The organism is Methylobacterium phyllostachyos, from assembly GCF_900103445.1.
GTDB classification, from domain to species: domain Bacteria; phylum Pseudomonadota; class Alphaproteobacteria; order Rhizobiales; family Beijerinckiaceae; genus Methylobacterium; species Methylobacterium phyllostachyos.
In genome coordinates this window covers 121,421-146,719 of sequence record NZ_FNHS01000009.1, presented here as the reverse complement: position 1 = coordinate 146,719, position 25,299 = coordinate 121,421, and the positions used below count along the sequence as shown (strand labels likewise).

The 25,299-nt window shown below is 72.2% G+C and carries 28 protein-coding genes and 1 pseudogene; 9 read left to right on the top strand and 20 right to left on the bottom strand.

Features of this window, described 5'->3' with window-relative positions; all coding sequences use genetic code 11:
• Nucleotide 1 precedes the first annotated feature (1 nt).
• Both BLQ49_RS15950 and BLQ49_RS30310 read right to left on the bottom strand, forming a co-directional pair.
• Entirely contained in the window at nt 2-3,901 is a 3,900-nt protein-coding gene (locus tag BLQ49_RS15950) for a baseplate multidomain protein megatron (RefSeq protein ID WP_091717311.1), read from the bottom strand.
• 103 nt (nt 3,902-4,004) lie between these two features.
• Complete coding sequence (locus tag BLQ49_RS30310; RefSeq protein WP_244507620.1) at nt 4,005-4,166, bottom strand: hypothetical protein; 162 nt, start codon at nt 4,164-4,166, stop codon at nt 4,005-4,007.
• Here BLQ49_RS30310 and BLQ49_RS15945 point away from each other — a divergent pair.
• From BLQ49_RS15945 to BLQ49_RS15935, 3 genes are all read left to right on the top strand, one after another.
• Nucleotides 4,165-5,754, top strand: coding sequence for a methyl-accepting chemotaxis protein (locus BLQ49_RS15945; protein ID WP_244507619.1), 1,590 nt, complete (start codon nt 4,165-4,167; stop codon nt 5,752-5,754). The genes BLQ49_RS30310 and BLQ49_RS15945 overlap by 2 nt on opposite strands.
• Nucleotides 5,755-5,827: 73 nt before the next feature.
• Entirely contained in the window at nt 5,828-6,130 is a 303-nt protein-coding gene (locus BLQ49_RS15940; protein ID WP_091717309.1) for a type II toxin-antitoxin system RelE/ParE family toxin, read from the top strand.
• Nucleotides 6,130-6,414, top strand: a complete 285-nt coding sequence (locus tag BLQ49_RS15935) for an addiction module antidote protein (protein ID WP_091717307.1) — start codon at nt 6,130-6,132, stop codon at nt 6,412-6,414. Before BLQ49_RS15940 ends, BLQ49_RS15935 begins: the two co-directional genes overlap by 1 nt.
• Here the strand turns inward: BLQ49_RS15935 and BLQ49_RS15930 are convergent.
• Genes BLQ49_RS15930 through BLQ49_RS15920 form a run of 3 tightly spaced genes read right to left on the bottom strand, consistent with a single transcriptional unit; the run spans nt 6,345 to nt 8,405 of the window.
• On the bottom strand, nt 6,345-6,872 hold the full coding sequence (locus tag BLQ49_RS15930; RefSeq protein WP_425284010.1) for an NlpC/P60 family protein: 528 nt from the start codon (nt 6,870-6,872) through the stop codon (nt 6,345-6,347). The two genes, BLQ49_RS15935 and BLQ49_RS15930, sit on opposite strands and share 70 nt — an antisense overlap.
• A gap of 5 nt (nt 6,873-6,877) precedes the next feature.
• Nucleotides 6,878-7,753 carry a DUF2163 domain-containing protein gene (locus BLQ49_RS15925; RefSeq protein WP_091717303.1) on the bottom strand — a complete coding sequence of 292 codons (876 nt, stop codon included), beginning with the start codon at nt 7,751-7,753 and terminating at the stop codon, nt 6,878-6,880.
• Nucleotides 7,754-7,763: 10 nt separating this feature from the next.
• A complete protein-coding gene (locus BLQ49_RS15920; RefSeq protein WP_091717301.1) occupies nt 7,764-8,405 on the bottom strand; it encodes a DUF2460 domain-containing protein in 642 nt (213 codons plus the stop codon).
• Nucleotides 8,406-8,658: 253 nt separating this feature from the next.
• On the opposite strand from BLQ49_RS15920, the gene BLQ49_RS15915 reads away from it, so the two are divergent.
• Nucleotides 8,659-9,576 (top strand): TauD/TfdA dioxygenase family protein, encoded by a 918-nt coding sequence (locus BLQ49_RS15915; RefSeq protein ID WP_091717298.1) that lies wholly within the window; start codon nt 8,659-8,661, stop codon nt 9,574-9,576.
• 46 nt (nt 9,577-9,622) lie between these two features.
• On the opposite strand, the gene BLQ49_RS15910 is transcribed toward BLQ49_RS15915, so the two are convergent.
• The 7 genes and pseudogenes from BLQ49_RS15910 to BLQ49_RS15880 all read right to left on the bottom strand — a co-directional run bounded on the left by BLQ49_RS15910 (nt 9,623) and on the right by BLQ49_RS15880 (nt 12,531).
• Nucleotides 9,623-10,195 (bottom strand): phage tail tape measure protein, encoded by a 573-nt coding sequence (locus tag BLQ49_RS15910; protein ID WP_091717296.1) that lies wholly within the window; start codon nt 10,193-10,195, stop codon nt 9,623-9,625.
• Between the two features lie 11 nt (nt 10,196-10,206).
• Nucleotides 10,207-10,371: pseudogene (locus BLQ49_RS15905) on the bottom strand (phage tail assembly chaperone); the annotation flags it as partial.
• 50 nt (nt 10,372-10,421) lie between these two features.
• Complete coding sequence (locus tag BLQ49_RS15900; protein ID WP_091717294.1) at nt 10,422-10,754, bottom strand: gene transfer agent family protein; 333 nt, start codon at nt 10,752-10,754, stop codon at nt 10,422-10,424.
• Between the two features lie 4 nt (nt 10,755-10,758).
• Nucleotides 10,759-11,169 carry a phage major tail protein, TP901-1 family gene (locus tag BLQ49_RS15895; protein WP_091717292.1) on the bottom strand — a complete coding sequence of 137 codons (411 nt, stop codon included), beginning with the start codon at nt 11,167-11,169 and terminating at the stop codon, nt 10,759-10,761.
• Between the two features lie 11 nt (nt 11,170-11,180).
• Nucleotides 11,181-11,597 carry a DUF3168 domain-containing protein gene (locus tag BLQ49_RS15890; RefSeq protein WP_091717290.1) on the bottom strand — a complete coding sequence of 139 codons (417 nt, stop codon included), beginning with the start codon at nt 11,595-11,597 and terminating at the stop codon, nt 11,181-11,183.
• On the bottom strand, nt 11,594-11,947 hold the full coding sequence (locus BLQ49_RS15885; protein WP_091717287.1) for a head-tail adaptor protein: 354 nt from the start codon (nt 11,945-11,947) through the stop codon (nt 11,594-11,596). Before BLQ49_RS15885 ends, BLQ49_RS15890 begins: the two co-directional genes overlap by 4 nt.
• Before the next feature lie 23 nt (nt 11,948-11,970).
• On the bottom strand, nt 11,971-12,531 hold the full coding sequence (locus tag BLQ49_RS15880; RefSeq protein WP_091717285.1) for a head-tail connector protein: 561 nt from the start codon (nt 12,529-12,531) through the stop codon (nt 11,971-11,973).
• Nucleotides 12,532-12,558: 27 nt separating this feature from the next.
• On the opposite strand from BLQ49_RS15880, the gene BLQ49_RS15875 reads away from it, so the two are divergent.
• Entirely contained in the window at nt 12,559-13,293 is a 735-nt protein-coding gene (locus tag BLQ49_RS15875) for a S1 family peptidase (RefSeq protein ID WP_091717283.1), read from the top strand.
• A gap of 365 nt (nt 13,294-13,658) precedes the next feature.
• Here BLQ49_RS15875 and BLQ49_RS15870 read toward each other — a convergent pair whose 3' ends face one another.
• Nucleotides 13,659-13,895, bottom strand: coding sequence for a hypothetical protein (locus BLQ49_RS15870; RefSeq protein ID WP_091717281.1), 237 nt, complete (start codon nt 13,893-13,895; stop codon nt 13,659-13,661).
• 451 nt (nt 13,896-14,346) lie between these two features.
• Between BLQ49_RS15870 and BLQ49_RS15865 the strand changes: the two genes are divergently transcribed.
• Both BLQ49_RS15865 and dps read left to right on the top strand, forming a co-directional pair.
• On the top strand, nt 14,347-15,255 hold the full coding sequence (locus BLQ49_RS15865) for a S1 family peptidase (protein WP_091717279.1): 909 nt from the start codon (nt 14,347-14,349) through the stop codon (nt 15,253-15,255).
• Between the two features lie 197 nt (nt 15,256-15,452).
• The gene (gene dps, locus BLQ49_RS15860) at nt 15,453-15,998 is read left to right on the top strand and encodes a DNA starvation/stationary phase protection protein Dps (protein WP_091717277.1); all 546 of its coding nucleotides are present in this window, start codon (nt 15,453-15,455) and stop codon (nt 15,996-15,998) included.
• Nucleotides 15,999-16,058: 60 nt separating this feature from the next.
• Here the strand turns inward: dps and BLQ49_RS15855 are convergent, their stop codons facing one another.
• From BLQ49_RS15855 to BLQ49_RS15835, 5 genes are all read right to left on the bottom strand, one after another.
• On the bottom strand, nt 16,059-17,351 hold the full coding sequence (locus BLQ49_RS15855; protein ID WP_091717275.1) for a phage major capsid protein: 1,293 nt from the start codon (nt 17,349-17,351) through the stop codon (nt 16,059-16,061).
• 27 nt (nt 17,352-17,378) lie between these two features.
• Nucleotides 17,379-17,870, bottom strand: a complete 492-nt coding sequence (locus tag BLQ49_RS15850; RefSeq protein ID WP_091717273.1) for an HK97 family phage prohead protease — start codon at nt 17,868-17,870, stop codon at nt 17,379-17,381.
• 100 nt (nt 17,871-17,970) lie between these two features.
• Complete coding sequence (locus BLQ49_RS15845) at nt 17,971-19,158, bottom strand: phage portal protein (protein WP_091717271.1); 1,188 nt, start codon at nt 19,156-19,158, stop codon at nt 17,971-17,973.
• A gap of 739 nt (nt 19,159-19,897) precedes the next feature.
• Nucleotides 19,898-21,244: a DNA-packaging protein gene (locus BLQ49_RS15840; protein ID WP_091717269.1), complete on the bottom strand. Its 1,347-nt coding sequence runs from the start codon at nt 21,242-21,244 to the stop codon at nt 19,898-19,900.
• A complete protein-coding gene (locus tag BLQ49_RS15835; RefSeq protein ID WP_091717267.1) occupies nt 21,210-21,860 on the bottom strand; it encodes a hypothetical protein in 651 nt (216 codons plus the stop codon). Before BLQ49_RS15835 ends, BLQ49_RS15840 begins: the two co-directional genes overlap by 35 nt.
• 591 nt (nt 21,861-22,451) lie before the next feature.
• Between BLQ49_RS15835 and BLQ49_RS15830 the strand changes: the two genes are divergently transcribed.
• Entirely contained in the window at nt 22,452-23,546 is a 1,095-nt protein-coding gene (locus BLQ49_RS15830; protein ID WP_091717265.1) for a sensor histidine kinase, read from the top strand.
• Between the two features lie 81 nt (nt 23,547-23,627).
• Nucleotides 23,628-24,056, top strand: a complete 429-nt coding sequence (locus tag BLQ49_RS15825) for a SufE family protein (protein ID WP_091717263.1) — start codon at nt 23,628-23,630, stop codon at nt 24,054-24,056.
• A gap of 16 nt (nt 24,057-24,072) precedes the next feature.
• Here the strand turns inward: BLQ49_RS15825 and BLQ49_RS15820 are convergent, their stop codons facing one another.
• Nucleotides 24,073-24,927 (bottom strand): DUF6456 domain-containing protein, encoded by an 855-nt coding sequence (locus tag BLQ49_RS15820; protein ID WP_208859066.1) that lies wholly within the window; start codon nt 24,925-24,927, stop codon nt 24,073-24,075.
• A 79-nt stretch (nt 24,928-25,006) separates the two neighbouring features.
• Nucleotides 25,007-25,246, bottom strand: a complete 240-nt coding sequence (locus BLQ49_RS15815) for a hypothetical protein (RefSeq protein WP_091717262.1) — start codon at nt 25,244-25,246, stop codon at nt 25,007-25,009.
• Nucleotides 25,247-25,299: the final 53 nt, after the last annotated feature.

Genomic DNA, 25,299 nt, shown 5'->3' with positions numbered 1-25,299 from the left:
TTCAGGCCGAACGGACGGGGATGCGGGCCCGGCGGGCGGGCCCGGGGCCGGCGACGGCGCCGATCTGCGCCACCGCCACGTCGAGGCTCCGCTGCGGGCCGCCGAAATCGGCCGTCTCGCCGGTGTAGAGGAGTTGCTGAGCGTCGATTCGCAGCGTGCGGACGGCCGCGCCGGTGTTGGCGAACAGCGTGACCGCGTAGGCCTCCGGATCGTCCAGGGGGATCTCGGCAGGCTCCCAGGCATCCCCGTCGCGGCGCGCCCGCCGGATCCACGAAAGGAGCACGCCCTGCGGCATGCGGCGCGCCCGCAGATGGACCGGCCGCAGAGGCCGCAGGGCGCCGAGCCCGGCGGTTGCGGTCAGCTCCGTAAAGGCCGGGTCGCCGGGATCGCGCCCCGCCGGCCCGATGCGGTAGCGGAAGACGCGGCCGACCGCGTCGAGCCGGTCGACCAGCGGCACCACCGCGCCATCATCGAGGCGCACGATCAGGCTGCCGGCGGGGGCCGGCCGAGCTGCGGCGTCCTCGCTGCCCGCCAGTCCGCGCAGGAGCCCCGAAAGCCGGAAAGTGTCGGCCCCGATCAGCACCGCGTTCGCGGCGCCGAGCAGCTCCACGGCGCCATCCGGGCCGATCAGGGCGAAGAGGTTGCCGCCGGAGAGCATCGCGTGCTCGCCAATCGACGCGAGGGCATCGCCCCGGTGCAGGGTGACGTCGAGACTCCGGTGCCGGTCGATCCGCCAGAGCGGCCCGGCGGGCAGCGCCGAGAGCGTCCGCCCCAGGCAGGCGGGGTAATCGACGATGCCCTGGAGTGCGAGCGGCCCCGTCCCTTCCGCGCGCCAGATCGCGGCCGCCCCGGGCCAGGGCTCGGCCGCCACCGCGAGGTATTGCAGGACCGTAGGGCTGCCCCGGTCCGCCGGCAGATCGAGGGCCAGCGCCAGGGGCGGACCTGGGAAGGCCGGAGGCGCCACCTGCGGCTGCGCCATGCTGCGCGGCAGGCCGCGCCCCGGCCCGGCCCTGGGCGGGATGCCGCTCGCCTCGATCCGGCGGCCGGTGGGGGCGTCGTCGATCCGGTCGATCTTGCGCAGCACCGTGCCGCCCGGCACGTCGGCCGGCACCGCCAGGAGGTCGCCGGGCTCCAGCTCGACCCGGCGCGGGCTCAAGGTGAAGACCGCGCTGTCGCGGGCCGCGATGATCCGGTCGAGCATCGCCTCGGCGAGACCGTCGCCGGTCTCGCGCCGGGTGACGATCGCCGCATCGATCCGGGTCTCGTGCCGCCGTTCGCCCACCGGCCGCACCGCCGCCGCGGTGGCGCGGCGGTAATCCGGGCTCTCGGACTCGGTGAGGCCGAGTTCGACCGAGCGCGGCAGGGAGCTCTCCTCGGCCCGGACCTGACGGAGCACGGGCTTCTCCTCGGAGAGCCGGACGAGGTCGGCCTCCTCCAGAACCGAGGGCCTGTCCCGGCGCGGCCCGCGCAGGCGCAACCGGCCGGCCACCGCCGAGACGTCGAGCCCGTAGACCTGCGCCAGGGTCTCGAGCGCACCCCGCGCCGAGAGCGGCCGGTCGAGCACGTAGCCGTCGAGATAGGCCGCGGCCTCGATCGCGACCGGGGCGTCGAACCCGAAATCGGCCAGGATCTTCTGGACCAGCAGGTCGAGGTCGCAGCCCTCGATCCGCCCGGTGATCCAGTGGCCGACCCGCCAGTTGCCGATATCGGCCCAGACGCCCCGCACGGTCGGGAAGGCCGGATAGGGCCGCGCGTCCCAGGCCCAGACGAAGATCCCGGCCGGATCGACCATCCGCCCGCCATAGACCGGCGAGACCGGATTGTCGGCCTCCCGGAAGCCCGGCACCGCCGGATCGAACCGGGCGATCACCGCCTCCAGGCCACGGAGCTGGATCAGCTCATCCCGTAAGCCGCGCGATTCCGGCGGGAAGGCGTTCTCGACCGATTTCGGATCGGGGAAGACGTTGGGCCCGTTCGTGCCCTTGTCGACCGCCGGCACGCCGAGTTCGGTAAGCCAGACCGGCTTTCCCATCGGCACCCAGGCGGTCGTTCGGGTCTCGACGCCGCCGTCCCGCTCGACATGCGGGTTCGACCACCACGCCACGAGATCCTTGACGCGGAAGACCCAGGGCTTGCCGGCGGCCCCGTCGGTGATCGGGACGCGGGCCTGGACGGCGCGGGCGTCGGCGTCGGGATAGTACCAGTCGAAGGCCTCACCGGAGGCGCCGCGATCCTTGAGATAGGCGCGGTCGTAGATGTCGCCCGCCACCGCGGCGTCGGCATGGTCGGGCGTGTCGCGCCAGTCGGAGACCGGGGCGTACCAGTCGAGCCCGACCGCCGCGATGTTCGGGTCGGCGAACAGGTCGTCGAGGGGGAAGCGGATCGTGGCGCCCCCGTCCAGGACATGGGCGCCGTACTCGGTCCAGTCCGCGCCGTACACCAGGGCGACGCCCGGGCCGAGCAGCTCGCGCACGGCCGCCGCGATCGCCCGGAAGGCCTGCACCGCCGGGTAGCCGGAGGCGCCCCGCACCCGGGTCAGCCCGACATACTCGCTGCCGATCACGAAGCCCGCGATCCGGACGCCCTTGGCCGCCCACTGCGCCGCCAGATCGGCGTAATGCAGCACCTCGGCGGTGTAGCCGTTGGCGAAGAAGGCCGCGACCTGCGCGTCGGCCGCGGCCGTCCCGTCCGGGCTTCCCGGGACGCCGGGGGCCGGATCGCAGGTGACACGCCCCCGCCAGGGATAGGGCGGCTGGGCCGCCCCCGGCACGCGCGGATCCGGCAGCCCGTTGCCGGCCGGCACGTCCATCATCACGAAGGGGTAGAGCAGCACCTCCAGGCCGCGGCCGACCAGCTCGGCCACCAGCCGGGTCAGGCCGTCGTCGCTCGGTGTCCCGCCGTAGGACGGGTTGCCGTCCGGCAGGATCGAGACGATTTCGGCGTCCGCGCGGGTGATCCTGGCGACGCTCCAATCGGCCGGCAAGGCCTGCTTGTGCCGCGCCTCGACCTTCGGGACCACCCGGCAGGCTCCGGCCCGCATGTCGGTGCCGAACCATGTCGCCACCACGGCGACCCGCCGCAGGTTGGGGCAGAGCGCCTGGAGCGCGTCGAGGGAGGCGAGCACGTCGGTGGCCCGCTGGAGCTGGTGCCGGTTGGCGGCCTCGGTCCGGCCGAGGCCGAGATCGACGGTGACGAGATCCGGATCGAGGCCGAACTCGCTGGCGCCGGGAATCATCTCGATGGCGCGGATCCGGCCGTAGAGCCCGTTGACGGGACGGATCACCTCGAAGGCGAATTGCGGGATGCGGTTGCCGAAATCGGCGAGCGGCAGGCCCTCGATCACCACGTAGGCGAGGCCGCGATAGGCGGGCGCGTTCTCCGTCCCCTCCTTGGCGACGATCAGCGGATCGGGCGCCTGATCCGCGCCGCCGGTGTAAACGCGGATGGTGAGGCCGACCTGATCGATCTCCTTGCCGTCCGCCCAGATCCGGCGGACCATGGCGATCTCGCCCTCGCACAGCCCGATCGCGAGGTTGGCGAAGTAGGTGTAGCGGGTGGTCACGGTCTTCTGGCCGCCGCCCATACCCTTGGCGGGGGTCGCGGCACGCTGCACCGTGGTGTTGGCGACCTCCAGCGGGCGCGTCGCCCAGATCAGGCTGCCGCCGATCCGCGCCCGGCCGTAGACCCGGGGAATCGGATCGCCCTCCGTGGAGGTGAGCCCGCTGACATCGGCGAGCCGCGGCCCCGCGACGAAGCGCGTGTGCGGACCCGAGCCGGACAGCGCGCCGTCGAGCCCCGCGCCCGCGACGGCCCCGAGGGTGCGCCCGACCACGGCACCGATCGGCCCGCCGAGGGCGGTGCCCACCGCCGCCCCGGCCGAGGACAGGATGAGGGTCGCCATGGCGGTGCTCCAGCAGCCAATGAATTTCTATGTGCGGCCAAGATGATCCGGCCCCGACCACCGGTTTGATGAGATGATCAACCCTGCCGCGGCGCAAAATTTGCTACACGATCACCGGCATGATCTTCACAAACCTGGATGGGAGCCGCCGATCGATGATCGGGAACATGAGGCCGAGGATACGGATCCTGCACAAGATCATCGCAATCGTCGCCGTCATCGGTGCGATCGTCGGCGGATGCATCTGGCACGCGAGCAGGCGCATGGACGCGATCGGCGCGCAGTACGCGCGCTTCATCCAGCACGACGCCAAGATCGCCGACGGCGCCCGCCGGATCGTCCGCATCTTCAATCAGACGAACTACGCCATCTACCGCGTCATCGCCGAGACCGAGGCCGACCGGATCCGGAAGGCGAGCGAGGAATTCGACATCGCGGTCGCCGGCCTCCGGCGTACCTTCGTGGCCCTGAGCCGCGAGGCGCCCGAACTCAAGGCGCAGATCGAGACGCTGCAGGGCGGAATCGAACGCTACATCTCGGATGTCTCGGAGGCGCGCATCCTCGGCGAGGCCAACCTCAACGCCGAGGCCCTGGCCCTGCTGCACGAGAAGATCGACCCGACCGTCACGGACCTCAATCAGGGCACCACCACGCTCAGCGAGAGCATCAGCGGCCGCATGGCGGCCGGCGCCGAGGATCTCAGCCAGGAGATCGAGCGGATGCGCCACGACCTCTGGGCCTATACCGGCCTCGGCCTGTTCGCCGGGCTCGCCACCGCGATCGCGGTCGGCATCTTCGGCATCGGACGCCCCCTCGGCCGCTTGGTCGCGGGCCTGGAGCGGATGGCCGCGGGCGACACCGACGCGCCCGTCGCCGGGGCGCGGCGGCAGGACGAGATCGGCGCCGTGGCCCGGGCCGTCGACGGCATCCGTGCCCTCGTGGCCCGGAGGGCCGACGCCGAAGTCGAGGGCCGCCGGGCCGCGGACGCGGCGGCGGCGGCGGAGCGGCGACGCACGATGGAGGCTCTGGCGGACGCGTTCGAGGCGACGGTGGGCGGGATCGTCGAGACGGTTTCGGACTCGGCCAGTGCCCTGCGGGCCACCGCGTCGGCGATGAGCGACACCGCCCGCGAGACGGCAGAGCGGTCGGCCGCAGTGGCGAGCGCGGCCGAGGCGACGGCGCAGACCGTCAGCGCCGTAGCGGCGGCGGCCGAGCAGCTCGGAGCCTCCACCGGGGAGACCGGCCGCAAGGCCGACGATTCGGCCCAGCTGACCCAGGCGGCCGTGAGCGAGGCCGATCAGAGCACCAGCCAAGTCGGCGCCCTGAGCGCCGCGGTTGCGGAGATCGCCGACGTGGTGACCCTGATCGCTCAGATTGCCGGCCAGACCAACCTGCTCGCGCTCAATGCCACGATCGAGGCCGCCCGCGCCGGCGAGGCCGGCCGCGGCTTCGCGGTCGTCGCCACCGAGGTCAAGGACCTCGCGGCGCAGACCGCGCGGGCCACCGAGACGATCGGCCAGCGGATCGCGCAGGTCCGGGGCTCCACGGACGCGGCCGTGCGGTCGATCACCACGATCGGCAACCGCATCCGCGAGGTCGGCGCCGTCACCGCCGCGATGGCGGCAGCGATCACCCAGCAGGGCGCGGCCAGCCGTGAGATCGTCCGGAGCGTGGGTCAGGCCGCGGCGGGCACCGATGCCGTGACCCGGACCATCACGGAGGTGGCCGAGGCCGCCGGGGAGACCGGAACCGCCGCCGATCAGGTGCTCGGCTCGGCCGAGGCCCTCGCCCGGCAGTTCGAGGCGTTGCGCGGCGAGGTCGCGGGTTTCCTGGCCACCGTGCGGGCGGCGTGACGGCGCCGGTTCAGGACCGCATCTCCTCCGACATCGCCTTGCTGGGACGTATCCGAGCAGATACGCTCTCTGCGTGACGGCGATCCTGCTATCCGACACGTTCCGGTCTTGGCTCGCGGGCCTGCGGGATCATCGCGCCAAGGCTCGCGTCGCGGCGCGGATCCGTGCCGCCGAGCTGGGTCACCTCGGTGATGTCAAACCAGTGGGCGCGGGGATTTTCGAGATGCGGATCCCGTATGGCCCCGGATACCGTATCTATTATATCCGCCGCGGCGAGGTGACGTACCTGCTGCTGTGCGGCGGCGACAAATCCAGTCAAAACCGGGACATTCAGCGGGCCAGAGCCATGGCTGCCAAGCTTGATGGGATCGCCTGATGCGTTTCACCCCCTTCGACGCCTCGGAGTTTCTCGATAGCGAGGAAGCCATCGCCGAGTACCTCGCCGCCGCCCTCGATGATCCCGACCCCGAATTGTTCATCGCCGCTCTTGGCGATGTCGCCAAAGCCCGCGGCATGGCGCAGATCGCCCGGGAGGCGGGCCTGGGCCGGGAAAGCCTCTACAAGGCCCTGACGCCGGGCTCGAAGCTTCGCTATGAGACTGTTCGCAAGGTCATGGACGTCTTGGGCGTCAAGCTGACCGTCGCGACCGGTTCTTCATAACTCGGGTCTGATCCAGCCTCCGGGAACCGGAACACCCCCGTTCGGTGCCGCCGCCACCATCCGGTGAGCGCCACCTCGGCGACGCAGGCGCCGTCATGGGCGTGGATCATGGCGCCGTCGCCGGTGGCAATGGCGCAGTGGCGAGCCGGCAGATGGCGGCGGAAGGCGAAGAGCAGCACGTCGCCCGCCCGCGGCGCGATCTCCGCCGACGGCGCCGGCACGAGGTGGCGCGCCGCCGCCTCGGTCAGCGGGTCGGTGCCGGGGGCGGCCGATTCCGCCCAGGTGCCCGAATAGGGCGGCACCGCCTCGGGCTCGGCGCCGTAGAGCCCGCGCCAAACCCCGCGCAGCAGCCCGAGGCAGTCGCAGCCGATCCCGCGGAGCGAGGCCTGATGCCGGTAGGGCGTGCCGAGCCACAGCCGCGCCTCGCCCAGAGCCGCGATCCCCATGTCACGCCGCATCGCGCTCATCGGAACAGGCTCCCGCCGTCGAGAATGGAGTCGGAGCCCGGCACGGGACGCATCACCGTGTCGTTGCCGGGCATATGCGGAAAGCCCTGGAAGTTGATCGCGTTGGCGAACCGGTCCCGGCAGGTGGCGAGGCGCTTGTCGCAGCCGGCCGTCAGCGTGAAGGCGTCGCCGGTCGCGACCGGCCGGGGCGGTGTGGTCCAGAGTTCGATCAGGCCGCCGAGCTGGAGGCGCACATCCGCGGCGAGCCCGGCATTGGCGCCCTCCGTCCAGGCAAGCCGGCCCCCGGTGAACAGGCCGTCCGGAAAATCCCCGACCAGCGCCGCCGCGAGGGTGGCGGGCTCCGGAACGCCGGTGACGCGGCCGGCAATCCGCCACGCCGCGAGATCGACCCGGCAGCGCCCATCCCCGAGATCGGCTTCGCAGGTGGCGCGGTAGGTGCGGCCGCGTTCCGCATCCAGACGGTGCGCCAGGCCGCGCAGTTCCGCCACGAAGGCGTCGCCCTCCCGGCGCACCTCGCCGATCGTGGCGACGTTGAGGAGCAGACGGGTCTCGGGGTTGGTCCAGTCCACCAGCCAGGTCTCGACCGCGGCGCCGTCGTAGAGGCCGCCGGCGATGTCGGCCTCGGTCAGGCCGAGGCTGCTCAGCGCCCCCGCGACGTCGCCGCCTGAGACCGCGAAGCCGGATTCCGCACTGGCCTCGGCGGCGTCCAGCCCGGTCCGGGCGCGGTGGACAAGGCCCGCAACCGTCAGGTCGCGGTCGTGGTCGGTGAAGCCGAGGGCGAGCCCGTCCCGCCGCCGCAGGGACCAGCAGCGGCACAGGGTGGTCACGCCCCCCGCGAGATGGGCCGCGAAGGCCTCCGGGATGTCGCGCATGGGTCTTCCCTCAGGGCACGATCTCGACGAGCGGCACCCGTGGGATCTCTCCGGCCGTGAAGGCCGCGAGATCGATGGTGAGTTCGTCGGTGTCGAAGCGGACCGGCACGTCGAAGGCGAAGCCAGCGGTGACAGTGGCGCCGGGCGCCGGGACATGGCCGGGCTGGAAGGTGACGAGGCCGGTCGTCGGGTCGCACGCGAAGGCCTCGGGCCCAGCTTCCTGGCCGGCCACCGCCACCCGGACGCTGCCCGCCACCGGCTTGGCGATCCGACGGCGATAGGGGGCGAAACCGCTCCCGTAGGTCTTCACCAGCGGGAAGGTCGCTGTGGCGCCGTCGCCGGTGCCCAGCGGCTGGTCGAGGGGCCCGATCGCCCGGCCCGGCGGCCCGGAGCGGCCGTCGACCCGGTCGCGGAAGCGGAAGCCGTAGAGGCGACCGCGCCGCTCCTCGAAGAAGGCGAGGACGGCGTGGAGCGCGTCGAGCCCGCGCAGCCCGAAGCCGGCATCGTAGCGGCGGCGGGAATCCGCCCAGCGGCCGTTCCGGTGCTCCCGGCCCGAGGCCAGGGTGACGATCTCGGTCAGCCGCTGCAGGCCGCCGCTCGCGCGCAGCGAGACGTCGAGGGGGAACAGCACCTCGTGGAAATCCTCGGCCATGGCGGGCGCCTTCGGTTCGCGTCGCGCCGATGCGGCGCCGGGGAATGCTGTCGCTGCGCGTTCGCGACACCTGGAAAAACTCTTCCGGAAAGATCCGCAAAATCAAAAACACCGTTCATCGACAAATTTGGCCGGCCGTCGGAAGATCATCGGCGTCGGCGCGGATGAATCCGGGTCCTTCAGGCCAGGAACATCTGCATTCATCGCCTGCCGGCCGCGTGCCGTCACGCCATCTTGCCAGGAACCTCTTCCGATGAGCGCCATACTCCAGTCTCTCCACGCCCCGTCCACCACCCTCGACATCCGCCGTGTCGCCGGGCGCATCGGCGCCGAGATCCGCGGTATCGCGCTCTCAGGGGACCTCGATGCCGCCACCGTCGCGGCGATCCGTGCGGCCCTGGTGACCCACAAGGTGCTGTTCTTCCGCGACCAAGCCCTCGACGAGGCGGGTCAGGAGGCGTTCGGCTGGCGCCTCGGCGACCTCGTGCCCCACCCGACCGTGCCGTCTCTCCCCGGCACGGCGGGCGTGCTCGACCTCGACGGCAGCCGGGGCGAACGGGCGAGTTCCTGGCACACGGACGTGACCTTCGTGCCGGACTACCCGGCGATCTCGATCCTGCGGGCCGTGACGCTGCCGGCCTATGGCGGCGACACGCTCTGGGCCAACACGGCGGCGGCCTATGCCGAGCTGCCGCTCCCCCTGCGCGACCTCGCCGACAAGCTCTGGGCGCTCCACTCCAACGTCTACGACTATGTCGGCGGCCGGGTGAACGTGCTGGAGGCCGGGCGGCGGCGGCACGAGGAGGTGTTCACCCGCACCGTGTTCGAGACCGAGCACCCGCTGGTCCACGTGCATCCGGAGAGCGGCGAGCGCTCGCTGATCGTGGGCCACTTCATCCAGCGGATCCTGGGGCTGACCACGTCGGATTCGCAGCACCTGCTGGCGATCTTTCACGACCACGCCACCCGGCCGGAGAACACCGTGCGCTGGTCCTGGCGGACGGGCGACGTGGCGATCTGGGACAACCGGGCGACGGTCCACCGGGCGGTGGACGATTACGACGACCAGCCCCGGGTGGTCCGCCGCGTGACGATCCAGGGCGTCGCGCCGGTGAGCGTCGACGGACAGCGCAGCCGCGCGCGGGAAACGGAGGTGCGCAAGGCCGCGTGACCTGCGGCCGGGCTGGGTTTGCGCGCCGCTTCTGTGGGCAGACAGGTCACGTCGCCCGCTGGCCGCGCGCCACCGCCCGGACGAGGCTCGCCGTCACCTGCGCTTCGGACCGGCGGAAGGCTGCCGGATCGGGCGTGGCGATGTTGACCGTCACCGAGACCGGCCGCACCGACGCGCCGCCCGCCGCGACGCCGAGGCGACCGTCCGGGCCGCGGGCGAGCGGCAGGATCGCCTCCGGGCCGGCCTCGCCCATGAGGCCGGTGCCGCCCGCCATGGGGAAGTAGGTCGGCGCCGCCACGACCCCGCCGTCCGCGAAGGGCTGGACCCGTCCAGCGCGGAACACGCCGCCCCGGCCGAAGCCGGGCTCGGAGCCCGCACCCAGCACGGAATTGATGAGGCCGGTGACTCCGGACTGGATCGCGCCGCCCGCCGCCCGGGTCGCCGCGCCGGCGAGCCGGGTGCCGATCATGCCGAGCACGCCGTCGAGGCTCCGACCGGAGGCAGCGCCCCGGGTCAGCGCCGCGTCGAGGCTGCGGCCGAAGTTCTGAGCCAGCCGGTCGAGGGTCTGGAGCCGCTCGGCCCGCGCGGCATCCTGGGTATCGGCTTCGGTGTCGGCCATCTGTCAGCCTCTCAGGTCCTGTCGGGATAGGCGGCGAGCAGGTCCTCGAAGGCCGTCCGGGTCAGCGGCGTCGGCCCGGCGCGGCGGCCGAGGGCGGCGGCGAATTCGCGTGGGGTCGCCGACCAGAAGTCGCCGGGGCACCAGCCCAGCACGCCCAGGCCGAGGGCCAGGGCGTCGTCCCAGGGGAAGGCGGCAGGGAGTCGGGTCGGAGCGTGCGGCTCCGACCCTACGGAGGGTTTGCCGGGCCCGACGCCTCCCCGAAGGCGGCCGCGAGAACGGCGCCCAGGGCCACCGAGACGGCATCGAGTCCACCCGCGAGCGGCAGCCGCGCCACCGCCGCGTCGTCGAGATCGTGGCCGCCGCCGCGCAGGGCGACGCCCAGCAATGCGATCAGGTCGCGCGCCGAGACCCGGCCGGCCGTGAAGCGCCCGGCGAGCCCGGCGAGGTCTCCGGCCTGGAACGCGCTCTCCAATTCGGCGAGCGCCCCAAGGGTCAGGCACAGGGTGTAGCGCTGCCCGCCGAGGTCGAGCGGCACCTCCCCGCGGATGCGGTTCGCCATGGCGTCAGGCCACCGTGAAGGCGAGCGCACCCGCCGAATCGAGGCTCATGTCGAAGGTGACCTCGCCCGCGTGGTCGCCGCGATATTCCAGGCTCGCGATCTGGAACGGCCCTTCCAGGATCCCGAAGGCCGGCACCACGATCTGGAAGGTCTCGATCGCCCCCTCGAAGAAGATCAGCCGCAGGCGTGCGTCCGAGGCCTGATCGCGGAACACGCCCGAGCCCGCGATGGCGGCCCGGCGCACCCCGGCCCCGGCGAGCAATTCACGCCAGCGCCCGGCGGAGTCGGCATTGGTGACGTCCACCGCCTCGGCGTTCAGCGTGATCTGCCGGCTGCGCAGGCCCGCCACCGCCACGAAGCCGCCCGCACCGTCCCCAGCCCGGATCAGCAGGTCCTTGCCCTTCTGCGCGCCCATCGGTGTCCTCCTCACAGGGTCTCGGTGACGGCCTCGACGGTGAGGCTCGCCCGGGCCTCGCCGGTCCGGGCGTCGCGGTGGGCCTTGATGGCGCGCACCCGCAGGGTGACGAGGCGGCAGCCGGCGAGCGGCATCGCGGTGTCGATGAGCAGCGCCGCCATGCGCTCGGCGGCGTCGAGCGCCGTGCGCACCGAGCCGGGCTTGGCGATCACCGCGATCTCGTGGCTGTGGCGGTGGCGCTCGGCCCCATCGACGGAATCGTCCTCGATCCCGGCATCGCCGAACAGCGCATAGACCGGGAGCGCCCCCCGGGGTGGCTCGTCGTAGAGCCGGACACGGCCACCCAGCAGGCCGGCCAGCGCGGCATCCGGGGTGAAGCGCGCGATCAGGCCGGCACGGAGGGCGAGGAGCGGGCTCGGATCGGTCACGACAGGCTCTCCCGCGGCAATTCCTCGACGTGGCAGATGCAGTCGCGGCCCCGCCCGTCGGGCTCGGTCACGGCGCGGATCGCGAAGCGGCGGGGGCCGGCGGCGAGCCGCATGGTCGGGTCGAGGTCGGTCCGGCCCCGCAGGGTGATGCGGTAGGCAGGCAGCGTGTCGGTCCGGCCGCCCGCCGGGCGGTCCACCATCCCGGCCGGCGCCAGGGCGCCCCACAGGACCGGGCCGGCCACGTAGCGGCGCAGCACGCCGCCGAACCCATCCGGCTCCTCCAGGGGGCGTTCCAGCACGAAGCGCCGCCGCCGGGCGCCGAGCGGCGGATGACGGGGGGTCAGAGCCATCGGGCGATCTCCGGTACCGGCCATCACAGGCGCATCCGGCGGAAGGGCGCGGCGAGGTCGGCGGTGTCGCTGCGGACCGCGTCCGCCTCGTCGCCGCGGTGCTCGTAGCGGGCGGCGGCCAGCCGCAGGATCGCGAGCCGCAGGGGCGCCGGCATGGCCGGCCCGTCGCCGCCGAACCCGGCCGCGACCTCGATCAGGATCGTGCGTCCGGCCGAGTCCGGCACCGCCGGATCGACCAGCAGGCACGGCGCCTCGACCGGGTCGGGGCCGGGGCGCACCAGTCCGACGTCGAGGTCGGTCACGCCCTCCGCGCCCGCGAGCCCGGCCCGGGTGACCGCCACCAGCGGGCTCAGCGGCAGCGGGACCTGCCCGTCCGGCGGCCAGGCAGGCAGCGCAATCCGGTAGCGGCCCGGCAACAGGATCCGGCGGGTCTCGATCTCCAGGCTGGCCCGCACGGCCGTGATCAGGGCCTGGAGCAACCCGTCTTCGGTGCCGCCATCGTCGGAATCGAAGCGCAGGTAGGCGCGCAGCTCCGCGACGCTCACCGGCTCGACGGCGGCGGCATCGATGCGTAACGGGATCATGGTGTGTCCCTCGTGAGCGGTGGTCCGATGCTGGTCTCGAAAAGCCGCCCGGCGGCAGCCGTCATCGCGGCCGCCCTGTCGCTGGCGGGAAGCCCCGCGCGCGCCATCGTGGGGGGCGCCGAGACATCCCCCGGCGGGGCCGTGATGGTCCTGTCCTCCAAGGGCGGCGTCTGCACCGGCGTGGTGCTCGCCCCCGACACGGTGCTCACCGCCGGCCATTGCCTCGCCGACGCCCCGCAGCACCGCGTCCATTTTCGCGATGCGGCCGGCGCGCCGGTTCTGGTCGAGGTGGCGGCGCGGGCGGTGCATCCGGGCTACGACGCGGGCGCCGCCCGGGCTCGGCGGCGCTCCATCGACCTCGCACTCCTGCGTACCGCGACACCGCTGCCGCCGCGCTTCGCGCCGGTGACCTTGAGCGCCGTGCCGACGCGGGCGGGCGAGGATCTGATCCTCGGAGGCTACGGCGCCGCCCGGCCGGGCGACCCGCGCTCCACCGGCACCTATCGCAGCCTCACCCTGCCGGTGATCGAGCCCTATGGGCCGAGCCGGATCCTGGTCTGGCTGCGGGGCGGCGCAGGCGGCGCCTGCCAGGGCGATTCCGGTGGGCCGATCGCGGGGCCGGACGGCACCGTGCGGGCGCTCGCAGCCTGGATCGGCGGCACCTGCGGGGGTCTGACCCAGGGCGTCCTCGTCGGGCCGCAGCGCGGCTGGATCGACGGAGTGCTGGACGGTTGGGGCCGAAGCGCCCGCTGGACCGAGTAGTGTGCCTCTGAATGCAGCGCACCCTCTGCGCAGTCTGCATCGCCCATCGGCCGGCGCAACCGAATACTAATCGCCCCTCGTAAAGATCCGTCGGAGATCTGCCCTGCCGCGCGGCAGGTCTCCGAAATGACGGGTCGCCGTGGAGCCGGGACTGTTCGTCGACCGGACTGCACGCATCATCCGTGCGGCGCGTGCTTCGGGACGTGCCTTCCGCACCATTGAGCGCGCGGAGACAGGGCCCCCCGGAGTATTCGCGACCCATGCTGACGCCCCGACAACGCTTCACCCTGAGCGTGACCCTGTCGATGACGGCCATCGCCCTGTGGGCTGCGGCCTCCTATCTGCGCGGCCACGTCATCTGGTGGCTATGAGCCACCTCCGCCGCGGCGGTGCCGGAGGTAAGAGCCCAGCATGAAACCGCCTTGCAGGGCCGACAGGTAAGCGAACAGGATCAGGATGTCGGCGAACTCGAAGCTGCCCTTCGATAAGACCCTCAGCACAGCGACCGCAAAAAAGACCGCGCTGACCAGAAAAATGGACCCAACACGAAAATAAATGCTCATCATGAGACCGGCTAGGAAAGAAAAAATCAAGCCGATCATACGTCTTACCCTTCAAGTCCACGGATGGATCGGCTCTTCAATGGCTGAATCATTCCAGCTTTCTTTCCGACAGATCCGCGGAGACCCTCCCTCGACATCCTGACGACGAACCGCGCCCTTCGATAAAACGGCCGACGTGCTCCTTACCGGCGCCCGTCGCGTGTGGCGACGTTCATAGCGAGGTAGGCCTACCGTATCGTTTCACGCGACGACGGCATTTGCCGCATCCTGACCGGGGGGGCGTCGCGATCCGCCGGGCGGGGCAAATCCATCCTCGTGTCGTGGATCCGCGGCCGGGATGATCCACCATGCCGGTCCGCTGCGGCCTGAGACAGATCGGATCCGCAGGGAACCTCAGCTTGGCCAGGTCATTGCCATGCTCTAGGCTCACCTTCACGCCGCCCGCTCGCCAAGGGCGCGCCCCCGCGCCGATCGCGCCCCGGAGTGCCCGATGTTCCCTCGCCCGATCCGCAAGGCCGGCCTTCGCGAGCGCCTTGCGTCCGGCTGCCTCGGAGCCGGCCTGCTGGGTGCAGCGCTGCTCGGGGCATTGGCCGGCCAGCTTCCCACACCCGCGGCGGCCGTGATCAACGGCGCCACCACCCGCGACCCGGACGGGGCGCGCAGCTTCGTGGTGCGCATCGAGAGCACGGAGGGCGAGATCTGCTCGGGCACGCTGATCGCCCCGGACCTCGTTCTGAGCGCCGCCCACTGCGTGATGCGCCCGGCGGGCTACACGGTGATCGGCGTCGACCGCGGCTTCCGCCAGCACCGGATCCCGGTCATCGCCACGACGATGCATCCGGACTTTGTGCCGGGTACGACTCCGGAGGAGCAGCCCGGCGTCGACCTGGCGCTTCTCAAGCTCGAGCGGCCCCTCGGCGCCGATTTCGTGCCCCTCGATCCGCGTGGCGCCGGCTCGATCAGCAACGGCGAGCCGGTCGAAATCGCAGGCTTCGGCGTCGTGGCCGAGAACCGGCGTGGCTCCGCCCGCATCCTGCGGCTGGCGCATCTCGTCTCGATCGGCTCCCTGCAGGTCGCCAACCGGGTGACCGTGGTCACAGACCGGCGGCGCATGGCCGAGACCTCGGGGGCCGGCGCATGCCTGGGCGATTCCGGCGGCCCGATCCTCACCGGCGGCCCCGGCGGCTACCGGATCGTCGGCGTGGTGAGCTGGTCGAGCGGCGCATTGCAGCAGGGTGCCCGCCGAACCGCCTGCGGTGGCTTCACAGCGGTGACGCCGGTGGCCGAACATGCCGGCTGGATCGCGGCGCGCGCGGCCGAGCTGTCGCAGATGCAGGTGAGCGATGCACAGTCGCGCGGTGACCGGCCCGCTTGGGCGGCACGCACCCGCCGCCGCTAGCCGCAACGGGACGGCTGTTCGTCGCAAGAAAGCGTTCTGAAACAAGGACTTGGAACGGGTTCCGATCGTGGCACTGTCGGAAGTGGTTGCAGGTCCCAGAGGATGCTCACCTTACAGTAGATCATTCGCGCCTGCGGGAACCTCAAGCCGCATCGGCACTTTCGCATCCGAACCTTTTAGGCTCACGGAGCGAGACTATGGCCGACACCGGCATCAGCAACACCCCCCGGTCGCACAAGACCCGCAACAACACCGATTCCAACGCCAAGAAGGTCTCGATCGAAGCCCTCAACGCTCGGTTGGCGGACGGCATCGACCTCGCATTGGCGATCAAGCAGGCCCACTGGAACCTGAAAGGCCCGCAATTCATCGGCGTCCACGAGATGCTGGACGGGTTCCGTACCGAACTCGACGAGTTCAACGACAGCGTCGCCGAGCGCGCGGTCCAGCTCGGCGCCACGGCCTTCGGCTCGACCCAGGCGGTCGCCGAGCGCACCAAGCTGCCGGCCTACCCGACCGGCATCTACGCGATCGCCGATCACATCGCCGCGCTGATCGACAGCTATGCCACCTACGCCAACGCGGTGCGTGAGAACATCGACGAGACCGACGAGGCGGGCGACCCCGATACGGCGGACCTGTTCACCGAGATCTCCCGGGCCGTCGACAAGCACCTGTGGTTCCTCGAGGCCCACGTGCAGGAGCCGACGGGCGCCATGCGCGACGGCAATTCCGGGCGTTGAGGCAGTCATCGGGCTGCGGGTATGACCCTCCCCCTTTGCGGGGGAGGGAAACCCGGGTGCTCAGCTGAACTTCAACAGTTTGATCGCGTCGAAGTCCTGCACCCCGCCACCCACACGCTTGGTGGTGTAGAACAGCACGTAGGGCTTGGCCGAATACGGGTCGCGCAGCACGCGCATTCCGGTACGGTCCACCACCAGGTAGCCCCGGCGGAAATCGCCGAAGGCCACCGACAGGCTGTCCTTGGCGAGGTCGGGCATCGCCTCGGCCTCCGTCACCGGGAAGCCGAGCAGGGTCGCGGGCTGGCCGGCGGCGAGCGGCGGCTGCCAGAGGTAGTTGCCCTCGGTGTCCTTGAACTTCCGGATCGCGCTCTGCGTCCGCCGGTTCATCACGAAGCCGGCATTCTGGCGGTAGGCAGCCCGCAGACCGTAGACCAGATCGAACAGCACGTCCGCCGGATTGCTCGACGGGAAGGCCCCGGCCGCCCCCGTGGCAACGAACCCGAGCTTGCCCGGCACCCAGGCGGAATTGGCGATCGTGTCGTAGCTCAGGAAGCCCCGCGGCCGGCTCGAACCGTTGCCGCTGACGAAGGCGCCGCCCTCCTGCTCGGCGAAGGCGGTCTCGACCTCGGCCGAGAGCCAGGCATCGAGATCGACCACGGAATCGTCCAGCAGCGTCTGGGTGGCGGCCGGCATGGCGTAGAGTTCCATGGCCGGGAACGCGATCTCGGAGAGCGCCGGGGCATCGGTCTGCGGGCGCGCCGCAGTCTCGGCGGCCCAGCCGGTCACCGGTGCCCCCACCGAGACCGCGCGCTTGTACTGCGCCCCCGAGATCTGCTGCACGGTGGCGATGGCACGGATCGGGGAGACGGCGGCAAGGCGCGTCAGCACGGTGCGCTCGATCGTGTCGGGCACGAGGTAGCCGCCATCCGGCCCGGAGCCCGCCGAGAGCGCCTTGGATTCCAGCCGCTTGAGGCCCGCGCTCTCGCCGGCCCGGACGTAGAGGTCGAAGGCCGCTTTGTGCTCCTGGGCGGTGGCGTCGATCCGCGGCCCCGGCTGGCCGAGCGGCGGCCGGGCCTGCTCCAGGGTGATCCGGTCGAGGCGCGTGCGAGCGGCGTCGAGCGCCGCATCGATCCGGGCGAGCTTCTCCTCGGTCAGCACGTCGGTGCCGAGGCGGCCCTCGATCTGGCCGATCCGGGAATCGTTGGTCTCCTTGAAAGCCGCGAAAGCGGCCGAGAGTTCGTCCAGGGCGGAGCGGACCGGGGCCCCCTCGGGCCGGGCGGCCTTGTTCTCCAGATCGGGCAGATGGCCCTTGGTTTCGTAGGCGGCGGGGGCGAGCAGGGTATCGGCGGGCATCGAAAACCTCCGGGTCGGGGGTGGAAGTCAGGGCCGGTGGGCGCCGTTCGGGGCGATCCGGCGGGCAAGGCCGCGGATCTCCGCGGCCAAGCGATCGGGCGCGAGGGAGTCCGGATCGGGACTCGCCCGGGCCTGCGGCTGCAGCGGGAAGGTCACGAGGGAGATCTCCCAGAGATCGACCCGGTGCAGCCGGCGCTCGCCCCCCGCGCCCCGGCGGGCCAGCAGCGTGCGGAAGCCGATCGACAGGCCGTCGAGGCCGCCCCCGCGCAGGAGCGCATCGACCTCCCGGGCGCGCTGGACCGCGAGGTTGAGCTGCCCCTCGGCGAACAGGCCGTGGGCATCCTCGCGCAGGGCGAGCCAGCGGCCGATCGGCTCGGACGGGTCATGCTGGAACAGCAGCCGCACGCCGGCGGGCCCATGGCGCGCGAGGCTCGCCGCGAAGGCGCCCGGCACGACCACGTCCCGGCCGAGATCGGGCACGCCGAAGACGCTGGCATAGCCGGTGAAATGGCCGTCCATAGGGGGACTCCTCGCGTGGCTGTTCCGCGCGCAGACTGCGGTGGATCCCCTCTCCCCGCGCGCGGGGAAGGGAAGGGCTGCCGTGCGGCGAGCGGATCCGTCAGGCCTCCCCCTCGCGGGGCATCTCCGGCGGATAGCCCACTGCCGCGCGCTTCTCGGAAATCGATAGGAACTCCGCCGCCTGCACCCGCCGCCAGAGGGATTCCCGCTCGGCCGAGAGCGCCTCGATCCGGTCGAGGTCGGGCTCAAGGTCCACCGACCCGAAGGCGGGCTCGAGCCACACCCCGAGGGCCTTGGCGGTGCGGGTCGCGAGCGGGATCAGGGTCTGGCGGTAGAGCGCCCGGTTGGCCTCGGCGTAGTTGGCGTGGGTGTTGTCCCCGGGCAGGCCGAGCAGCAGCGGCGGAACCCCGAAGGCCAGGGCGATCTCCCGGGCCGCCGCGTTCTTCGCCTCGACGAAATCCATGTCCCGGGGCGACAGGGCGAGCGGCTTCCAGTCGAGCCCGCCCTCCAGCAGAAGCGGCCGGCCGGCATTGGCGGCGCCCTGGTAGTTCGCCTCCAGCTCCGCCTTCAGCCGGTCGAACTGCGGCTCGGACAGCGTGGCACCGGCGAAGACCAGCGCCCCGGAGGGCCGGGCGGCGTTGTCGAGGAGCGCCTTGTTCCAGGCGCTCGCGGCGTTGTGGATGTCGAGCGCGGCGGCGGCGGCCGCGATCGGGGCGAAGCCGCCGGCCTCGTCCTCGGGATGGAACAGGCTGAGCGCCAGGATCGGCGCGACCTCGGGGGCGCCGGGCGCCGGCAGGTCGAACCGGCGGCTCTGGCCGCCCGCGGTGTAGATGTAGGCGGCGGGCCAGCCATCCGGCCCCGGCAGCATCCGCATCCGCCCGGGCCGGAGCGCCTGGAGCGCCGCGACCCGCCCGTCGAGGGTGACGGCCTCCAGATAGGCGGTCCCGGCGAGCAGGAGGTCGGCGAAGACGGTCTCCAGGAGCTGCGTGCCGCTCTCCCGTGGGTTCGGCCGGGCGAGCAGCGCCAGCAGGTCGCCGCCCCGCGCGGCGTCGGGCCCGGTGGCGATCAGCGGCAGGCTCGCGGCGCTCTCGGCAACCAGCCGGACCGCCCGGTGGACCACCGGGTTGCGCTGATAGCCGGCCTGAGCGAGTGCCGCCGGGTCCCGGGGCGTCCAGCAGGCCCGACCCTCGGCGTAGAGCGCGAAGGCGGGGGCGGCCTTGGTGGCGGGGGCCGCGCCGTGCGGGGTGCGGCGGGCAACCCGCGCCAGCCGTTCGAGGAGGGTCGACATGCCGGTCTGGTCCTGCGTTGTGATTCGACGAGGCGGAGCCGCTTCCCCGCGCAGCCCGATCCGGCGCCGATCCTGGCGGTCGCGGTTCGGGCGCAGGACGCCCCCGCCTAGCCGGAGCTCGATGGGCTTCCGGTCCTGGCGCGGCCCTTCGGCCGGTTCGAGATCGCCCTGCGGCTGTCACGCCGGGTCGCCGGGGCGGTCGTCACCCCGACCTGGAACGGCGTCGCCTTCCTGGCCGCGGGGGGCCGGATGACGCTCGCTAGGCCGGAGCGCTCTCCGCTCGGGGTCGGCTCGCTAAGCCCATGAGGCCGGCGACGGGACGCACCCGGTGATCCTGGCCCTGCCCGATCGGCGCGCCGACAGTAAAAAAGACGGGTTTCAGCCGCGCGGCCGGGGCGTCGTGGTGCAGGCGCCACAGCGCGACACACCGAATCGTGTATACAGGATGCAGTTCGTTCCTGAGACCACGAACCTCCTTTCGGCGCGCTTCCCCTGGGGAGCGCGCCGCATTGTTTTTCGGTGCACGCGGGCACCGCGCGAGCGCCGTCCGATAGAGCCGACAGGCGGCTGCGCGTCTCCACCCCGCACAAGCGTGCGGATCCACGGTGCGCTCGACAGCTTGAGCGTCAAAGGCGAGGCCGGGATCCTCGGCCCGCGCGGGGAGCGGAAGACCCCGTGGTCCGTTATGGGGCCCGGACGATGCGCGCATCCGGGGCCGTCCCCAGCCCACGCCCGCCCCTCACAGCCGCCGGATCCGCGGCTCCGCCCGCGTCTCCAGCATGAGATGCGTGAGCGCCCAGACCAGGGCGTCCAGCCGGTCGGGCGAGGCGCCGCCGGACAGGCCGTCCGGACCGAAATCGCACAGCTCATCCTCGAGCGCCGGAAACGCCCCGACATGGTGGACGAGACCACGGGCGTAGAGCATCGAGACCGGCTCGGCCCGCAGGTACTTGCCCCGCGTGGCGTGGACCCTGGTCACCGGCACCGCCGGGTCGCACTGCGCCAGCACGGCCGCCGCCATCTCGCCCCCCTGGTTGACCTCGACCACGAGGGCATCGGCGGCGAGCCGGTGATAGAGCGTGAGCGCCACCCCGGCCCAGGCCTGCGGGGTGGCGCGGGCGAGGCTGGCATCGGCCAGCACGTAGGCCCGCTCCCCCGCCCGCCCCGCCGCCACGATCCCGCAGGCATCCGAACGCGCCCCCGATGTCGTGGGTGGATCGACCGCCACGACGATCCGCCCGAGTTCGGGGGCGGCGCCGACCCGGCCGGTCTCAAGGCCACTGCGGTCCCACAGGGCGTCGTCACGGTCGGCGATCAGTTCGCCGTCAAGTTCCTGGCGGCCGAGGCGCGTGCCCGCATAGCGGCCGACCACCCGCTCCAGGAAATCCGGCGCGAGGTGGGCGGCGTTGTCGCGGGTGCGGGCACGGCTCACGACGGTGCGCGGGTCGGCGAGCAGGCGACGGATCAGCGGCACCGGCCGCGGCGTCGTGGTAACGAGGTTGCGCGGCCGGGCGCCGAGGCGCAGGCCGAATTGCAGCATGTCGAAGGCGGCCTCCGGCCGGCGCCACTTGGCGGCCTCGTCGCACCACGCAGCGCCGAATTGCGGGCCGCGCAGGGCGTCCGGCTCCTCGGCCGAGAACGCCTGGGCGACGGCACCGTTTGCCCATTCGAGCCGTCGCCGGCTCGGCGACCAGACCGGCCGGGTCCGGTCGCGCCGGGGCAGGCTGAGGATCCCCGAGGGCCCCTCGATCATCACCTCGCGCACATCGAGATGCGTCTCTCCCACCAGCGCGATGCGCCCCACCGGCTCGGGTGTGAAGGCCGGATCGCCGCGGGCGAGGGCCTCGACCCATTCGGCCCCCGTGCGCGTCTTGCCGCTGCCCCGGCCGCCGATCACCGCCCAGGTGGTCCAAGGTTCAGTCTGAGGTTCGGTTCTGGGCTCCGTCGCGCCCGCATCCGGTTCGGCCGGCGGGAGCTGGTCGGCGCGGGCGCGGTGCAGCCAGTCCGTGTCGAGGGCCCAGAGGAGGTCGGGCGGCAGAGTCGCGAGGAAGTCAGGCAGGCGCCCCGCCGCCGACAAAGTCATCATAGCGTCGCGCGATCTCCGCGCGGAGCGTCGGCAGATCGCGTGCGGTACCGTCATCGCCGCCCTCCCCCGCCGCGCCGCGCGCACTCTCGGTTTCGATCTCGTCGAGCAGCCGCCGCAGGCCACCCAAGTCGCGCAGGACCCGGGCAGACTCGCTGAGCGCCACCCCCTCCCGATCCAGAGCCGCGTCGAAGGCGGCGATCTGCCGGGCGATGTGGATGCGCAGATGTGTCCGCAGGGTCGGCGGATCGATCGGCGGCGCGGGATCGCGGGCCCTGCCCTGAACCGCCCGCCCCGGCCGCGGCGCCAGTTGCAGGGCCGCGCTCACCAGATCCGCCGGGTCACGCCCGAAGCCCAGGGCCACCGCGATGTCGACGGGATCGTTGCCCGGCTGGTCCAGCAGACGGGCGACCGCCGCACGCCGCGCCGCGGGCCAGCGGGCGAGCACCCAGTCCCATCGCGGCGGCCGCACCCAGCCGGATCGGGTATTCCAGGTCTTGATCGTGCCGGGCCTGACCCCGGTCCGGGCGCCGATCTCGGCGATCGGTAGGTCGGTTTCGCGCAAGAGCCGCAGCACTTCCGCGCGCCGCTCCGCTGGATGGGCCACGCGCAACCGCATCGCCGCCTCTCCGCACACGTCTCGACCGTGCTTGAGTGATAGCCCAGCAGCGTTCCGGTGTCAAGCCTTAATTCCTATCAACTGCGGTTTTAGGAATTCGCACCCGGCCGTTTGCCAGGGTCCGCTGCCCGATTCCGTGCGCAGCGACCTTCCTCCGCAGAGGGGATTATGGATCCCGCATCGCGTTCGAAGACGTCATGTCGGTATCACCGCCGGTCCCCACCCCGGCAGGGCTGGGGGCTACGCAGGTTGAGGGACGCTGCTGATGGACGAACGGAAGCGGCCCAGTCTCCGGTGCGGGCGAGTGGGAGGATCTTGGCGAAAAGACCTTGGCGAAGGGGGAAAGGGGTGTCCGCACCCAATCCTGTGCAGACGGCTCGATTACCGGGGCTCTCCCGTCGGCCCCCGGGGCGGCATCGCCCTTGCTGGGCGCACAAGCGTACGCCTGCGGCGACGGCGCCGGCCCACCCCCTGTGCATGACGGCTGCAAAGGCGGCGAAGGACCGGAACGGCGTCCCGGTCGGCACGTTGACCGGCGCACTCCACTCGGTCGACTCCTCACAAGCATCATCAAAGCGAATCGGGCAGAGAATGGTCGGACAGCCCCCAGGGTCCGGAACGGCTGAACCGCTGGACGACACTCCTGCGGCAGGTTCTGAGGCGGGTCCGGCTCAGGGCACCGCCGGGGCAGCCGCCCTGACCGACAGCTTCCGGCATTTCGCCGACGTGGTCCCGCTGATGATGTGGCGCTCGGATGAGCACGGCCACGCGATCCACCACAACGAGTGCTGGCTGGAATTCACCGGGCGTCCGCTCGCGGCGGAACTGGGTCTCGGCTGGCGCGAGGGCCTGCACCCCGAGGATTTCGAGCGGCACGCCCGGATCGTGGCCGAAGCCTTCCGGGCGCGGGCCCCGTTCACCGTGGAGTTCCGCCTGCGCCGGTACGACGGGGTCTACCGCTGGCTGCTCGATACCGCGCGCCCCCTCATCGAGAACGGTCGGTTCCAGGGCTATCTCGGCTCCTGCTTCGACATCACCGACCGGAAGCACGCGGAGGAGCATATCGAGCACGCGCTCGCCGAGAAGGAGACCCTGCTGGCCGAGGTCTACCATCGCGTCCGCAACAACCTTCAGGTGATGGTGAGCCTGATCGGCCTGTACGGGCGGGCGGCGCCGGATGCCTGCCGGGGCAGCTTTGAGGCGCTGGGTCAGCGGGTGCGGGCGATCGCGCTGGTGCAGCAGCATCTCCACGAGGCGCCCCACATCGCCTCCATCGACCTCAAGGATTACCTGCACCGTCTGGCCTCGGGCCTGGGGCAGCTTCGCCGGGCCGGGCGCATCGGCGTCCAGGTCGGCGGCAACGGCAACGGGCTTGTGGAGCCGCGCACCGCCAACGCCCTCGGCATGATCGTCGCGGAGATCGTGGCCGAGTGCCTGGACGCCACCGCCGAGCACGTCGCCTGCTCGATCAGCATCGATCTGGAGGCCGAGGCGGGCCGGCCGCTGCGCGTCGCCATCGTTTCCGGCGTGAGCGAGATGGCGGCCTCCGGCCGGCCCAACGTCCCGAAGCTCGGGCCACGCCTCATCGCCGCCTATGCGGCTCAGGCCGAGATCGCCGTGACGGGCGAGGCCACGCCGGCCGAGCCCCTGCGCCTGACCCTGCCGGCCACCGCGACCGCGCAATGACGGCCCGCGTCGCTGAACCCCGTCGCCACGCGGGACCAGCCGGCCTATAGGGGCACGGACGTTTCCTGGATCCGGACGAGCATGCTGCCCCCGATCGAGACCATCATCGAGAATTTCGAGATCGTCGAGGACGACGACATGCGGCTCGAATACCTGATCGAGCTCGGTCGCGCCCTGCCGCCGATGCCGGAGGCCCTGCGGAATGAGGCCAACCGGGTCCATGGCTGCGAGAGCCAGGTCTGGATCGACACGGCCGTCGAAGGGTCGGGCCCGGAGGGACGGCTCAAGCTGCAGGGCTTCAGCGATTCCTTCATCGTCCGCGGCTTCGTGGCGCTGATGGTGGCGCTCTACACCGGCAAGAGCGCCCGCGAGGCCGCCGAGACCGACGGGCTGGACCTGTTCCGGCATCTCCGCTTCGGCGCCCACGTGACGTCGAAGCGTTCCAACGGCGTACGGGCGATGGCCGAGCGCATCCACCGCGACGCCGTCCGGCTCGCCGAAGCGGCCTGAGGGGCGGCGCCCGCCGTCACCCCCGCCACAGGCGCAGGCGCGCGCGCTCTGGCCCGGTGGCCTCCCGCTCCAGGCCGTAATGCTCGGCGAGCCGCCCGAGGGCGATGCGCGCCACGACCTTGGCCGAGCGGGCCGGCCAGCGGCGCTCGGCCTCGATCCGCTCCAGGCCCTTCAGGAAGCCACAGAGGTCGATCAGCAGGCCGGACAGGTCGCTTCCGACCGCGTCGAGGGCGCCGCGGACCCGCTGCCGCGCCGCAATCACATGGTCCGCCGCGGAGGCCGGGTCGCGCGGGCCGCCGCCATCGACCCGCGTGGCGCCGAACTCGCTCCCCATCCGGGGCAGCAGCGCGGCCGAGGTCATGTCCCGCCGCAGTCGCTCGCCGGCCTCGAACGACGCCGCGTCGATCAGCGGCTCCCCGTCCCGGCCCCGGCGGCGGACCATCCAGGCAAGCGGGTTCTCCGCGGCGTTGCGCAGGGTTGGGCCCGCCTCCCCGTCTCCCGCCACCAGGGTCAGCTCCCGGTGCTGCGCGGCAAAGGCTGCTTCCCCGCCCGCAGCCTGCCGCCGCAGGCGCGATCGCCCGGCGGCGCTGATCGTCAGCCGCGTGCCGGCGGCGTCCCATTCCGCGAGGTCGGCCGCGACGAGGGCCCGACCGGAGGCAGCGGCGAAGCGTCCGCTCCCCACCGAGATGCCGTCGCTCCCACGGCGGGCCACCAGCGAATCCTCCGCGAAGGGATCGGGCCGCGCATAGGCCTCCGGCTCGCCGAGCCGGGCGAGGAGGCGTGCCGCCTCGCCCGGCAGATCGCCCCGTTGCGACGGACGCCCCTTGGACCGCTCGGCGCGGATGAGCCCTCGTGCGACCAGTTTGTTCATGTTTTGTTCCGATGGCGGTACACAGCGATCTCAAGCCGCCACCCTGACAGGAAATTTCAGAAAGTCAAGGCTTTTTTACCTAGATCGTATCCTGTGGACGGACCACGGGCCGCGTCGGCGGCCGGTGCAGCACGTGGGCGATCTCATCCTCGGACTTGCCGCGGACCTCGTAGCCCATCGCCTCGAACCGATCGATCAGCGTCGTGCTCGTAGCTGCCGAGCGCGCCGCCCATTCGGCAAGGATGTCGTTGACCTGCTCCAGATCCGGCTCGTCGTGGTCCTCACGCGAATCGGGGGGCGGATTGGCGGCTGCGATCATGATGGCACCTCGGGCTCCGACCGGCGGCCGCCCAGGCGGATGCAGGGCGGCCG